The sequence below is a fragment of the Pseudochelatococcus contaminans genome (genome assembly GCF_014195635.1).
Classification (GTDB): Bacteria; Pseudomonadota; Alphaproteobacteria; order Rhizobiales; family Beijerinckiaceae; genus Pseudochelatococcus; species Pseudochelatococcus contaminans.
This window is the reverse complement of sequence record NZ_JACICC010000004.1, coordinates 138,884-150,753: the sequence shown is the minus strand read 5'-3', so window position 1 is coordinate 150,753 and position 11,870 is coordinate 138,884. Positions and strand designations below refer to the sequence as shown.

The 11,870-nt window shown below is 58.7% G+C and carries 13 protein-coding genes; 5 read left to right on the top strand and 8 right to left on the bottom strand.

The window, feature by feature from the left end; translation table 11 throughout:
* Both FHS81_RS09340 and FHS81_RS09335 read left to right on the top strand, forming a co-directional pair.
* Positions 1 to 798 carry an ATP12 family chaperone protein gene (locus FHS81_RS09340; RefSeq protein ID WP_183752300.1) on the top strand — a complete coding sequence of 266 codons (798 nt, stop codon included), beginning with the start codon at positions 1 to 3 and terminating at the stop codon, positions 796 to 798.
* 344 nt (positions 799 to 1,142) lie between these two features.
* Positions 1,143 to 1,595, top strand: coding sequence for a hypothetical protein (locus FHS81_RS09335; protein ID WP_183752298.1), 453 nt, complete (start codon positions 1,143 to 1,145; stop codon positions 1,593 to 1,595).
* Between the two features lie 93 nt (positions 1,596 to 1,688).
* Here FHS81_RS09335 and FHS81_RS09330 read toward each other — a convergent pair whose 3' ends face one another.
* From FHS81_RS09330 to FHS81_RS09310, 5 genes are all read right to left on the bottom strand, one after another.
* A complete protein-coding gene (locus FHS81_RS09330; RefSeq protein ID WP_183752296.1) occupies positions 1,689 to 2,309 on the bottom strand; it encodes an acetate uptake transporter in 621 nt (206 codons plus the stop codon).
* A gap of 190 nt (positions 2,310 to 2,499) precedes the next feature.
* Positions 2,500 to 3,303, bottom strand: a complete 804-nt coding sequence (locus FHS81_RS09325; RefSeq protein WP_183752294.1) for a YdcF family protein — start codon at positions 3,301 to 3,303, stop codon at positions 2,500 to 2,502.
* Positions 3,304 to 3,550: 247 nt separating this feature from the next.
* Positions 3,551 to 4,174: a sigma-70 family RNA polymerase sigma factor gene (locus tag FHS81_RS09320; RefSeq protein ID WP_183752292.1), complete on the bottom strand. Its 624-nt coding sequence runs from the start codon at positions 4,172 to 4,174 to the stop codon at positions 3,551 to 3,553.
* Between the two features lie 220 nt (positions 4,175 to 4,394).
* Positions 4,395 to 6,179: a histidine kinase dimerization/phosphoacceptor domain -containing protein gene (locus FHS81_RS19265; protein ID WP_183752290.1), complete on the bottom strand. Its 1,785-nt coding sequence runs from the start codon at positions 6,177 to 6,179 to the stop codon at positions 4,395 to 4,397.
* A gap of 417 nt (positions 6,180 to 6,596) precedes the next feature.
* Complete coding sequence (locus FHS81_RS09310; RefSeq protein WP_246374935.1) at positions 6,597 to 6,839, bottom strand: NepR family anti-sigma factor; 243 nt, start codon at positions 6,837 to 6,839, stop codon at positions 6,597 to 6,599.
* Positions 6,840 to 7,158: 319 nt separating this feature from the next.
* Here FHS81_RS09310 and FHS81_RS09305 point away from each other — a divergent pair, with 319 nt between their 5' ends.
* Complete coding sequence (locus tag FHS81_RS09305; protein ID WP_183752288.1) at positions 7,159 to 7,983, top strand: response regulator; 825 nt, start codon at positions 7,159 to 7,161, stop codon at positions 7,981 to 7,983.
* A 96-nt stretch (positions 7,984 to 8,079) separates the two neighbouring features.
* Here FHS81_RS09305 and FHS81_RS09300 read toward each other — a convergent pair whose 3' ends face one another.
* The 3 genes from FHS81_RS09300 to FHS81_RS09290 all read right to left on the bottom strand — a co-directional run bounded on the left by FHS81_RS09300 (position 8,080) and on the right by FHS81_RS09290 (position 9,278).
* The gene (locus FHS81_RS09300; RefSeq protein ID WP_183752286.1) at positions 8,080 to 8,568 is read right to left on the bottom strand and encodes a phage holin family protein; all 489 of its coding nucleotides are present in this window, start codon (positions 8,566 to 8,568) and stop codon (positions 8,080 to 8,082) included.
* Positions 8,568 to 8,888 (bottom strand): ElaB/YgaM/YqjD family protein, encoded by a 321-nt coding sequence (locus tag FHS81_RS09295; RefSeq protein ID WP_183752284.1) that lies wholly within the window; start codon positions 8,886 to 8,888, stop codon positions 8,568 to 8,570. Before FHS81_RS09295 ends, FHS81_RS09300 begins: the two co-directional genes overlap by 1 nt.
* A gap of 177 nt (positions 8,889 to 9,065) precedes the next feature.
* On the bottom strand, positions 9,066 to 9,278 hold the full coding sequence (locus FHS81_RS09290) for a CsbD family protein (protein WP_183752282.1): 213 nt from the start codon (positions 9,276 to 9,278) through the stop codon (positions 9,066 to 9,068).
* 485 nt (positions 9,279 to 9,763) lie between these two features.
* Here FHS81_RS09290 and FHS81_RS09285 point away from each other — a divergent pair, with 485 nt between their 5' ends.
* Positions 9,764 to 10,834, top strand: a complete 1,071-nt coding sequence (locus FHS81_RS09285) for an NAD-dependent epimerase/dehydratase family protein (RefSeq protein ID WP_210281622.1) — start codon at positions 9,764 to 9,766, stop codon at positions 10,832 to 10,834.
* 11 nt (positions 10,835 to 10,845) lie between these two features.
* The gene (locus FHS81_RS09280) at positions 10,846 to 11,865 is read left to right on the top strand and encodes an MraY family glycosyltransferase (RefSeq protein WP_428982450.1); all 1,020 of its coding nucleotides are present in this window, start codon (positions 10,846 to 10,848) and stop codon (positions 11,863 to 11,865) included.
* Positions 11,866 to 11,870: the final 5 nt, after the last annotated feature.

Genomic DNA, 11,870 nt, shown 5'->3' with positions numbered 1-11,870 from the left:
ATGAGCGACGATCTGCCCGAAGAGCACCCGGTCGCGCCCGATACGACGGACGCCTCCAACCGCAAGACAGATGTTCTGCCTGAAAAGCCGGCCCTGCCGAAGCGATTTTATAAAGCGGTGGAGGCCCCGCTGCGCGACGGCGTTCACCCGCTGCTGCTGGATGGACGCCCGGCGCGCACGCCAGCGCGTAACCCACTTGCTGCTCCGCATCCGGCTATTGCGGACGTCATGGTGAGTGAGTGGCAGAATCAGGATGATGTGATCGATCCGGCCACTATGCCGATGACGCGATTGCTGAATGCCAATATCGACGGTGTGACGCTGGCGCGGGACGCGGTAGTGGACGAGATCGTGCGCTACGCCGGTTCCGATTTGCTGTGTTATCGTGCCGGCTTTCCGGATCGCCTCGTGGAGCGTCAGGCAGCGCTGTGGGATCCTGTTCTGGCTTGGGCGCGGGATGAATTGGGCGCACGTTTCGTGTTGTCCGAAGGCGTGATGTTTGTTGACCAACCGCTGACCAGCATCGAAGCGGTGCGCGCTGCCGTTGCACGGCAATCGTCGCCGCACGTCATCGGTGGTTTGCACGTGCTGACAAGTCTTGCGGGGTCGCTGCTGATCGCACTGGCGGTCGCCAGCGGGCATATGGTTGTCGAAGAGGCATGGCACGCGGCCCATGTCGATGAGGACGTGCAGTCGGAAATCTGGGGTATTGACGAAGAGGCCAAGACGCGCCGCGACGCGCGTTTTGCCGAGTTCAATGCCGCAGCGACGCTCGTGCGGGCCTTGTGGGAGCCCTGAGGCCGGCAGCCCCTGCGTCAGTAACCTTTGGGCTGCCGAAACGGCTACCGGAAAGAAATTTCGGTCGGTTTTGAGGCAGATAATGCTGCAGTTCGACATAAAAGATGGTCACCACAAGGTAAACCTGTGGGTCTGGAGCAAAGTGGGGAAAACCCTGCAACCCATGATTGGCTTGGGGTTTGGCGCAATTGTCAGAAATCGTCAACCAAGCCAGGTTAGCAACGCTTAACCTGAACAAGGATTCAGACTTTCGCGTTAACCGGATCGTGGGTCCGCTTAGGCAATACTCAGCGCATCAAAGGTAAAGCACTGGCCTTTTCCGAGGGTCAGGGGGGCGTTGAGAGATGATCAATAGTAAACTGCGTACCTTCATCGACAAAGCCTATGATGATCGTGCCATTACCGATTGGGATGTGCGCACTCTTCTTCGTCATGTACTTCCAGACGGAATTGCGAGCCGTGAAGAGGCTAATGCGCTTATCGCGCTTGATCGCTGGGTGCAGAATCCTTGCTCATCATGGGCGGATGTCTTGATCACGTTGCTGGTCGATTACGTGGTGTGGGGCGAGCGTCCCACCGGCGTCGTGCGCGGGGATGATGCTCACTGGGTCGTTTCATCGCTCGGCGCGGCTGGCGGCCCCACGCGTACCGCGTTGCGGGTGGCGCATGAGATCGTTCGCGAAGCGGCTGAGGTCGACGATATTCTGCTGAACTTCATCCTGTCCGCACAGCGGCTTTATGGCGAGGAAGCTGCAGTTGTGGAATTGCCGGTGCGTCGCAACGTTCAGGCGGCGTAAAAAACAAGAACGGTTTGCGTTCAGTTCGGACCGACGAATTGAACGCAAACCGCTTCTGAGACGGGTGCAAAGTTCGGGCTGGCGGAGGCAGGATCAGCTGATCAGCGGCTTTCCGACCGGCAGTACGTCACGACCGAAGACGTCCTGAAAAATTGTATGCGCCATGGTGTAGAGCGCAATTGCCGCGCAGACCATCAGTTCGTAACCGGCGATGACGTTGAAAACCGGCGGGCCAAAGTGGCCGATGGCGAGCAGGACGAAGCCGATGAACAGCGTGATGAACAGCAGCCCGAGCGCCGTGCTGATCCGCATCGCACCGATGGTCATGATCCCGGTATAGATGGCCCATACCACGAGAAACCAGCCCATATCCGAGGCGGTAACAGGGAAAAGGCCGGTCGCGCTGGCGATCTGGATCAGCCCGAATGAAATCCAGAATGCGCCATACGACGTGAAGGCGCTGTAGCCGAAATTGTTGCCGGTGCGGCCTTCCTGCAAACCCGCGATGAACTGGGCAAGGCCACCGAACGCGATGCCCATCCAGACAATCGGGCCGATTTCAAGCCATCCCACATTATGGAATTGCAGCAGCAGTGTCGTCATGCCGAAACCGGCAAGGCCGACGACGGCAGGGTTACCGTATTTAGGCGTGCTCTGGCTGCCGGCGGGCGACTCTGCGAGAGCAGGGGACTGCGAAGCGACGGGGATGTTCATGGGCGATCCATAGAAATGAGTTGTGCCGGAGAGACAGGTCAGCTCAAGTTCATGGACGTTATACTGGGCCGCTGTGACGGTTTAATTTTTGCCAGGCGGAAAAGCTGAAAACGCTATTTGACGAAATTTTTCAGCATTCGGTTATACAGTGCGAAAATCACGGAAATAGCGAGTCATATAAAGGGGAAATTCAGTTAGCCCCTGAGCTCGTTTGCGCGGATGGACGGGTCAGGTGATCCCGCAACCAGTAAACCAGCATGCCGATCCATTCCTTCGCTGCGATATCGGCAAGGTGAAGTCCTTCCGGTGCAATGGCGAAGGGGCGGAAGTCTTCGCTGAACCGTCCATCAGACCTGAAATCGACGGGGTAGGGCACCACGTCGAACCCCGCGCGGCGGAAGGTTTCGACTGAGCGGGGCATATGAAATGCCGAGGTCACCAGCAGCCAGCGCTGACCGGGTTGTGGATTAGCCAGTTGCTTTGCCAGCACGGCATTTTCAAGTGTATTACGCGCCTGATTTTCGTAGATCACCCTGTCAGGGCTGAAGCCTGCGATATCGAAGAAGATACGTGCGCCATCGGCTTCAGTGCGTTCTTCCGCCATCATGATTCGCGCGCTGCCGCCGGTGAAGATGACGGGTGCATCGGGATAAGCGCGTGCCAGTTCCGCCGCCGCTACCAATCGCGATCCTGCATTGCCGACGCGCAACTGTCCGCGGGCAAAATTACTCGCGCCGCCGAGCACGATGATTCCGTCAACCCGACCGGGGTCTTGCGAAATATCAGGGTAGACGTTCTCAAGCGTCTGGACGAGGAACCGAGACAGCGGCGACACCCCCACCACCAGCAACACGATTGTCACTGCCAGCGCGGCCACGCGAGCCTGCCGTGCGAAACGCGTAAAGAGCAGCAGGCACGAGATCAGCAGGATGATCAGCAGCAGATTGGTCGGACTGGTAAAAAACCAGACGATCTTCGACAGAATAAAAAACATGCAGCTGAAACCCTTGCCATGCGAAACAGGGCGAAATCACAGGCGGACCTCGCATCGCCAGAGCATGGCAAGCTTATTTCTGCATTTCATTAACACGCGAAAACAATCGGACACACAGGATCCGCCCAAAGCATATCCGAGCGGCGCCTGATTAGCGTGTCATGTTGGCTGAGGGTATAAAAGGCGGGAACCGATTCAGGCGGATGCTGGTTTATTTGGAATAGATAGAGGCAGATGCAATTCTGGCCTATCGCACGCTGCCCGGACTTGCCGTTTGTTCCAGAAGTCCGTGCCATTCCGGGTCGGGGCCGACGTCATTGACATGGTCGATGAAAAGCAATTGAGCCAACCGCTTACGGGCGCGATTGACGCGGCTCTTGATGGTGCCGAGCGCGCAGCCGCAAACTTCAGCAGCTTCTTCATAAGACAACCCAGCACCGCCAACCAACACAAGCGCTTCACGCTGGTCGCTTGGCAAATGCATCAGCGCCGCCCGAAAATCCAGCATATTCATATGTGAACCTTGCGGCGGCGGCGCGACCTGCTGACCCGCGATGCGGCCATCAACATCCTCGACCTCACGGCGGCGCTTGCGATACTCGGAATAAAAGACGTTGCGCAGGATCGTGTAGAGCCAAGCCGACATGTTCGTCCCCTCGGTGAACGATGACAGCTTGGACCACGCACGGATAAGCGTTTCCTGCACAAGGTCGTCAGCGCGGTCTGCATTGCCGCACAGCGATATGGCAAAAGCGCGCAGATGGGGGATCGCGCCGATCATGGCCTTGCGAACGTTCTCGCTGGCAGCGCCGGGCTGGGGACGCTTCGCGGCAACTTGGCCTTCAGGGCTTGATTCGACCGGATGCGGCATCTTCAGTTTCCTGTCCTCAGGTTCTCTCGGCATGTGCAAGCGGCAGAAAATGACCTTTTGCGTGCAAAGTGAGCCCGTTCATTATCATGTCAATTCAGCAAGGAAGCATGTGAGGGCTTCGCCGGACAGCGATTCCGGCTGCTGCTTTACGACCCAAACGCACTCTGCGGTCAATTGGTTCCCGGTCATCTCGTGCGTTAGGCAAATTTCGTTCGCATTGTCAGCTTTGTGCCAATCTGGGGCTTTCAAGCGGCGCAAGAATTGTTAATTCTCCCTCGGCACTCGGAGGTACGAGCGTGGCGTCGAGTTGCCTGATATAAGCGCGCGCCAGACGTTCCTGCAGCGGGGATGGCGTGACCTCACGCGGCGGAATGAGCGAAAACTGCAACTTCAGCACTGCCGATGACGGGGCGTCCTCGGTGGCAGAGATCGTGCTGTTGATATGCACTTTCGGACGATCCTCACCGGGAGGTGTTTTGGCTACGGCATCCAGATATGGCGGCAAGGTCGCGGCGAAGTAGAGCGTGATTCCCAAGGCCCGATCCAGATCAACCAGATACCCCGCAGCGGCAGGATCTTCGATGATATCGTTTTCCGCCAATCCGGCTGAACGGCGCAGACAATCGATTACATCGTGAATCAACTCTGCTGGCGGAGCCTCTCCCAGATCTCCGGAGCTATATCCAACGCGATAGGCAATCGACATCGCCTGCACGTGATCGTCAATGAATCGCAACCCTTCGTCATCACCGGCGGAAGATCCATTTTTTGCGCCTGCTGGAGCGGAGCGTTTTTGCAGGCTGAGCAAGCTGGCGATGACCTGAAAATTGTTCTTCACCCGGTGATGCAGCTCGCGCAGCAGCGTACCTTTTTCCATGGCAGCGCGCTCGCGCTGGATGGCGAGGTTGGCGACATTGTCGGCCATCTGGTTGAATGCGATGCCCAATTCGGCGATCTCGCGTGGAGCATTATTAATATGCACCGCACGTGCTGAGAGCCGCCCGCTGCCGTAAACACGTGTCACACGCTGAAGATACGTGATCCAGCGCACGACAAGCCGGTCCACAGCCCACAGAGTGCCGAGCGCTGCCGCAATGAGCATGACCAGCGGCGGCAGAAGCGAACTCAATAAGACGGAACGCTCCGTGGCGAACAGCATGTCGTCTTGATACCCGCTGACCACGAGCAAGTCAGGGTTCGTGGTGGGAGAAATGAAATAATGACTGGTCTTGTCAGACGTCGAGCGAGCCTTGACGGGCGTATTCAGTTGCCCGTTCTCGACAATGCTGAGTAGAAACTCCTTGCTGTCCGGCAGCCATTCCGCATTCTGTGCCGTGGGTGAGGATTGCGTGATGATGTCTCCTTGGGGTGTCATCACAGCCGTACCCCGCTCGATTCCCAGTCTGGGAATCGCGATGGTGTAATTCAATGCGTCGGTGCGCAGAGCGAAAATGGCCAGCCCCTCCGCGCCATTGGCCGCACCATCGCTGGCGCTGTGCGGAACCGTAACGCCAAGGTAGAGATAACGGCCGTTGTCCGACAGTGCGAAAGCCGGGTTCAACTTGCGCGCAAGCTGCCCGGCCATGGCATCTCGAATGCCGGTGAGTGCAATCTGGGCTTCTTCTGGTGAAGCGAAGGAGCCGCCGGCATCGTCCATACACACCGTGGCGCCATTGACCATGAGCGCCGAGAAGCCATAGTCCCGCCGCTCCCGCATGATGTCGTTCAGGCGTTCCAGGCATCGCTCGGGGTTTGTAAGCTGAGGGTCATCAGACGAAAAATTCGTTGCAGCAATCAGATTGGCGTCTCGCAACAGGGTGCTCACATCCTGCGCCGAACGGATAGACGCGCGAGTGGCGAGTCCCAGCTTGATCTCCATCAAGCGCTGATCCTGCATGATGGTCCACACGCATGCGAACAGGGCGGCGGGAACAAGTACGAGCCCGACGAGGGTAACAACCTTTTGCCGCAGCCCGCTGCCGCGCACGGTTTTGGCCGGCGGCACGGATCTGATGCGTGGCGACGCGAATCTGGAAGAAGACGTCCTGGTGGGGCGAACAGGTTGTTGGTGTTCGTTCACTGGGGGCTGCTCCGTCTGACTGTCCCACCAAGCTGGCAAAGGCGGAGTTACCTGCCTGCCCTCGGGGGGAACGGGGCTTTTGCCCTGTTTCCTCCGATTTATAACCTGTTCATTCAACGAAAGGTTTCAGGAAAGAAACAATCTTCCGGTTCTCCACGGATCAAGTACCTGTAGGTAGCAACCCATCCGGCCCTCTAACGTGCGCACAAAGCACCAAAGACCGCATCCCGGCTTTTTGGAAAAGGGGACGCAGTCCGACAGTCTGATCTGCAGCCAGCTCAGGCCGACTAAACTCAGGCCGATTAAACTTGGGATTTAGCCGGGACACTGTTTATCAAATTATCAGGCTTTGCGATCGAGGTCGTCGAGCAGCTTGAGAAACCGATCAGGCGTGCCTTCGGTCAGCAAATCGTTGTAAAGCGATTGAAGCTGCGCGCCGATCCGGTGCTGGATCTCAGGCGTCAGTGCTACCGCATCGGCATTGTGGGCTGCCGGGGCGCCGAAACTGTCGCTAATCTGGTTGCTCCTTGTCACTTCGGGCGCAGCCATTGCGTTACTGCCCGGAGAGCGTCCGGAATCCTTCATTACGGCCTCCAATATTTAACGCCCCAGATCAGCCGTGAGATCCGGCGCGGGGAACTTCCATCGATCAATTACTGCGATTTCGGCCACTCTGGCATATATCACCATGGTCCAGCTGTCGCGTGTATCCTTCCACGAACGCGCTTGAGATAGACAAGTTCCATCCAATGGAACTTTTTCCGGCAGCATTCGGTTAAGCCAACGATTCCTGCGCTCCCGCGCCGGCGAGAGGTATTGTATTATGATTATGATCGTCATGCATTGCCGGATATCGTATCGTTTGCGGGATGCCGTATGTCAGCTCCAATAAGGGTATTTTACGATGTCTCTCTCCCAACTGGTCGCTCCTCATCTGCCATACCTGCGCCGCCTTGCCCGCGCCCTGACAGGCAGCCAGGCCAGCGGCGATGCCCACGCCATCGCGGCGCTTGAGGCGCTGGTCGCCGATCCGGAGTTGCTGCGCCGCGACCTCAGCCCCCGCGTTGCGCTGTATCGCGTTTTGCTCGAAGTATGGAAGCGCGTGCCGACCAATACGGCAGAAACCATTCCTGCCGATGCTGCGGCGGGCGGGGCAGAGCGGAACGCTCAGCGTACTTTATCCGCGCTGGAACTGTTGCCTCGCGCTGCATTCCTGCTTGAGGTGGTTGAAGGGCTGAACCGCGAAGAGATCGCACAGGCTCTGGACATCGATACCGCCGAGGCCGATTCGCTCATCCAGCAGGCCAGTATTGAGATTTCCGGCCAGATTTCGTCCGATGTCCTCATTATCGAGGACGAACCGATCATCGCCATGGATATCGAGGCGCTTGTCGAAGGGCTCGGCCATCGCGTCACCGCTGTCGCGCGCACGCATACCGAGGCATTGGCAGCTGTCGCCGCGCATCGGCCGCAACTCGTTCTGGCGGATATCCAGCTTGCCGACGGCAGCTCGGGTCTTGATGCGGTCAACGATATTCTTGCGCAGGCGCCGATTCCCGTCATCTTCATCACGGCCTATCCCGAGCGTTTGTTGACGGGTGAACGGCCGGAGCCGGCCTTCCTGATCACCAAGCCGTTCAGTGTCGAGGCGGTCCGCGCGGTTATCAGCCAGGCGTTGTTCTTTGGCCAGCGCGCCGAGCCGAATGCGGCACTGGCAGAAGCTGTCTGAGCGAGAGGCATTATAGCTCTCAACATAACAAAAGCCGCTGAATCACATTCAGCGGCTTTTGTTTGATTTGCTCTGGAAAAGTGCGGACTGCACGCTCTAGCGATCAATCCGCCGGGCTGCGAGATAACCAGCCACGATGGCGATGCTCGCCAGTGTCAGAGGTCCGACAGTTCGCGCGAGCTTTCGGCCGCCTGCGTTGGCAATAGCCTTCGGGTCTATACTGCGAGCGGCATCCCCGACTGACTGACCGATACTGAAGAGCGTCGTCCGGGCAGTGGCTGCCAGGTCAGGTGTTTCCGCCGGAAGTTGCGGGCGTGAATCCCTCGTTGCCATGACCGCCCAAACTATCAGCGCGATGACGAGGTAGACACCGCCAACGATCAGCGATGCCGTCACCGGCCCAAGCGCGCGTTCGAGCGAAAGATGACCGGCTGCCGTGAAGAAGCCCACGGCGACCAGGGCGAGAACAGCCGCAACGATTCCGAGGGCCGTCTTGACAAGAGCCAGATGCGCCTCTCGGCGCACCCGGCTGACTTGCGCGGAGACCACCTGCGCCCCAAGAAAAGCGCGCAGAAGCCCAAACATCAGCGGCGGCTCAGCAGGCCGAGCACGAAGCCCACGCCGGCAGCCACGAGAACCGACTGAACCGGGTTACGCTCGATACAGGCTTCGACCTTGGAGGTGGCGTTGCCCACGGCTTCCTGTGCGTCAGCTGCAAGGCGATGGCCGGTCTGGCTTGCGGAGTGTGCAGCGGAAGACACGGTGTCCGTGAAGCCCTTCACGTTATCACGTGCATGATCGGTCTGGCGGCGAACCACGTCAGCCACCGAATCCGTCAGGCTCTTGATCTCGTTGCGTAGCGTTTCGATTTCGGAGTTGATGATGCTTTCGCTCTTTTCAGCCATCGGTTTTTCCTTTTAAGAAAACGGTTGTCTTCGTAAGGTGTTTGAACGGGATGACGCCAGCACTCGCCGGAGTTGCTGGCGCCGCGTTCCGGCTATGTCAGCGCTTGTCTGTATAAACGACGAGCGTTGCATGCCACGGATATTCTATCAGATAAAACCTGAAACGGGGCTATAAGTTTATTGGCGCGAGGTCCAATCGTCGATCTCGCGCTCGGCCTGCTCCTTGGCGTATCCATAACGCTCCTGCAGGCGGCCTGCGAGTTCCTCGCGCTTGCCGTCGATAACCGTCAGGTCGTCGTCGGTCAGCTTGCCCCACTGCTGCTTCACCTTGCCGGTGAGCTGCTTCCAGTTGCCCTGAACGCGATCCCAGGTGTTGTCAGCGGTACCCATTGTTCGCTCCTTTGGCTTGAATTGCGTGTTTTGCGACGCGTTGCATTATCTGCACTCGAAAAACGCCGTCCCCCGCCGATTGTTCCAGTGCAAAGCCGCGGAAATGCAGGGTAGTTGGGGAGCAATGCATGCGAAATGCCCGATCGGACTATCCCATTCCAAAAAAAATGCTTTATTGTCGGGATTCATGGATGACTCACGGTGCGACGGAATCGCTCCGATGTCCGGATTGAACAAGGGCTGCGAAGATGGTTTAAAAGCAAAGGCATGTCTGCTGCGAGGCTACCGTAGCATCGGTTGCTTTTCCGGAGCGTTTTACGCAAGCAAAGCGATATTCGCCGTGTTTGCGTAAAACGCCTGAAACCACAAGATAATGGACTTTTGGCGTTTCAACGGAATTTCGGAAAGCTATAAAACAAGAGATTGACAAAATCCGGCCCGGCCTCCAGCCGCACGGGGATGTCGCCACCTGAACGGATATTGCCTTGTCGAACGTCCCGTCCGATCCTGCTCCAACCGCACGCTCAACCTCGCCCGTGTTGGTGACCGGAGTGGCGGGCTTCATCGGCTTTCATGTTGCCAGGCGTCTGCTTGAGCGCGGCGATGCGGTGGTCGGGGTCGATAACTTCTCATCATATTACGACCCGGCGCTGAAAAAGGCGCGGCTGGCGCAGCTTGAAAACCATCCGCGGTTTCAATTTCGTTTGACCGATCTGGCTGACGCCGATGCCACCGCTGCCGTCTTCCGCGAGGCTGCCCCCCGGCGCGTGGTTCATCTGGCTGCCCAGCCCGGTGTGCGTCATTCCCTGACAGAGCCGCAGCCTTACGCGCAAACCAATGTGGTCGCCTTTCTCAACGTGCTTGAAGCCTGCCGGCACGGCAAGGTTGACCATCTTGTCTATGCCTCGTCGAGTTCGGTCTATGGATCGAATCGCAAGGTGCCATTCTCGGAGCGGGATAACGTCGATCATCCCGTCAGTCTTTATGCCGCGACCAAAAAGGCGAACGAGTTGATGGCGCATTCCTATGCGCATCTTTATGGCTTACCGGCCACCGGCCTGCGGTTCTTCACCGTCTATGGGCCGTGGGGCCGGCCTGATATGGCCGTCTACATCTTCACGGATGCAATCGCGCGCGGGTTGCCGATCAACGTCTCGAACGGCGGGCGTGTATGGCGTGATTTTACCTTCATCGACGATGTCGTCGAGGGGGTTGTGCGCATCCTCGACAGGCCGGCACAACCCGATCCGGCGTGGGATGCTCTCGCGCCGGACCCGGCGACATCATCTGCACCCCATCGCATCTACAACATAGGCAACAATCATCCTGAGGAGCTGAATGGCCTCATCGGCATGATCGAGCAGGCGGTTGGTCGCACAGCCACGCGGACGGATGTTCCACTGCCGCCCGGCGATGTGCTCGAAACTGCCGCCGACATCTCCGATCTCGCGCGCGACACCGGGTTCGCCCCCCGCACACCGCTGGTAGACGGGGTCAATCGCTTTGTTGAGTGGTATCGCGATTTCCACGGGCCGGACACCGGCGGCAAGGTTTGATTCTCATGGATATGTCCCATGGCGGCGGCCATGCGATGGCCGTGTTCGCGGGGGTTACCGTCGTTGCGGCTGCGCTCTCCGCGTTGCTTATCCTGTCGCTGAAACCGTTATTGCAGCGTTATGCGCTGGCGCGGCCGAACGCGCGTTCCAGCCATCGCATTCCCACGCCGCAGGGCGGCGGCATTGCGGTGATCGCCGCGGCGCTTGTCTGCGCTGCTGCAGGATTGGGGTTTTCCGGCCTTGGCGACGCGTTGCCCCGTTTCACTATTCTGGCTATCGGCGCCGTGGGCCTTGCCGTGATTGGTGCGATTGACGATATCCGGCCACTGCCCGCGTTACTGCGGCTGGTGTTTCAGGCGGCTGCCGTTGCGGCGGTGATGGCGAGCGCGGGAGCAGGGCAGTTGTTTCCGATTCTGCCGCCGGCAGTAGAGTGGATCATCATCGGCTTTGCCGGCATCTGGTTCGTCAACCTCGTCAATTTCATGGATGGCCTCGACTGGATGACCGTGGCGGAAATGACGCCGCTGACGGCGGCGCTTGCGCTGTTCTCGGTCGCAGGCTGGCTGGACCCGGTGAGCGGTGTGATCGCTGCCGCGCTTCTGGGGGGCATTATCGGTTTTGCGCCGTTTAACCGCCCGGTGGCGCGGCTGTTCCTTGGGGATGTCGGATCGTTGCCGATCGGGCTGATCGTCGGTTTCCTGCTCTATCGGCTGGCCGGTGAGGGCGGGTTCGCGGCTGCTGTGCTTCTGCCGCTTTATTATCTCACGGATGCGACCGTCACTTTGCTACGCAGGCTCGCCCGGCGCGAACGCGTATGGGAAGCGCACCGCACGCATTTCTATCAGCAGGCGACGGATAACGGCTGGCCAGTGCTGGCCGTTGCGACAAGGGTCGCTGGCCTGAATGTTGCCCTGGCACTGCTGGCGGCGGCCAGTCTCGCCATCGACATCCCGCTGTTTCAGGCGGTCGTTGTGATTGCCGGCTTCGGTTTGGTCGCCGCTACGTTAAGGGCCTTTGCGCGTCCCCGGTGATGTTA

Excerpts from the sequence above, each read along its gene's own strand:
- FHS81_RS09340 (WP_183752300.1), top strand. The coding sequence starts at position 1 with ATGAGCGACGATCTGCCCGAAGAGCACCCGGTCGCGCCCGATACGACG.
- FHS81_RS09300 (WP_183752286.1), bottom strand. The coding sequence starts at position 8,568 with ATGTTTGGGCTTCTGCGCGCTTTTCTTGGGGCGCAGGTGGTCTCCGCG.
- FHS81_RS09310 (WP_246374935.1), bottom strand. The coding sequence starts at position 6,839 with ATGAAGGATTCCGGACGCTCTCCGGGCAGTAACGCAATGGCTGCGCCC.
- FHS81_RS09325 (WP_183752294.1), bottom strand. The coding sequence starts at position 3,303 with ATGTTTTTTATTCTGTCGAAGATCGTCTGGTTTTTTACCAGTCCGACC.
- FHS81_RS09330 (WP_183752296.1), bottom strand. The coding sequence starts at position 2,309 with ATGAACATCCCCGTCGCTTCGCAGTCCCCTGCTCTCGCAGAGTCGCCC.
- FHS81_RS09280 (WP_428982450.1), top strand. The coding sequence starts at position 10,846 with ATGTCCCATGGCGGCGGCCATGCGATGGCCGTGTTCGCGGGGGTTACC.
- FHS81_RS09335 (WP_183752298.1), top strand. The coding sequence starts at position 1,143 with ATGATCAATAGTAAACTGCGTACCTTCATCGACAAAGCCTATGATGAT.
- FHS81_RS09320 (WP_183752292.1), bottom strand. The coding sequence starts at position 4,174 with ATGCCGCATCCGGTCGAATCAAGCCCTGAAGGCCAAGTTGCCGCGAAG.
- FHS81_RS09290 (WP_183752282.1), bottom strand. The coding sequence starts at position 9,278 with ATGGGTACCGCTGACAACACCTGGGATCGCGTTCAGGGCAACTGGAAG.
- FHS81_RS09305 (WP_183752288.1), top strand. The coding sequence starts at position 7,159 with ATGTCTCTCTCCCAACTGGTCGCTCCTCATCTGCCATACCTGCGCCGC.
- FHS81_RS09295 (WP_183752284.1), bottom strand. The coding sequence starts at position 8,888 with ATGGCTGAAAAGAGCGAAAGCATCATCAACTCCGAAATCGAAACGCTA.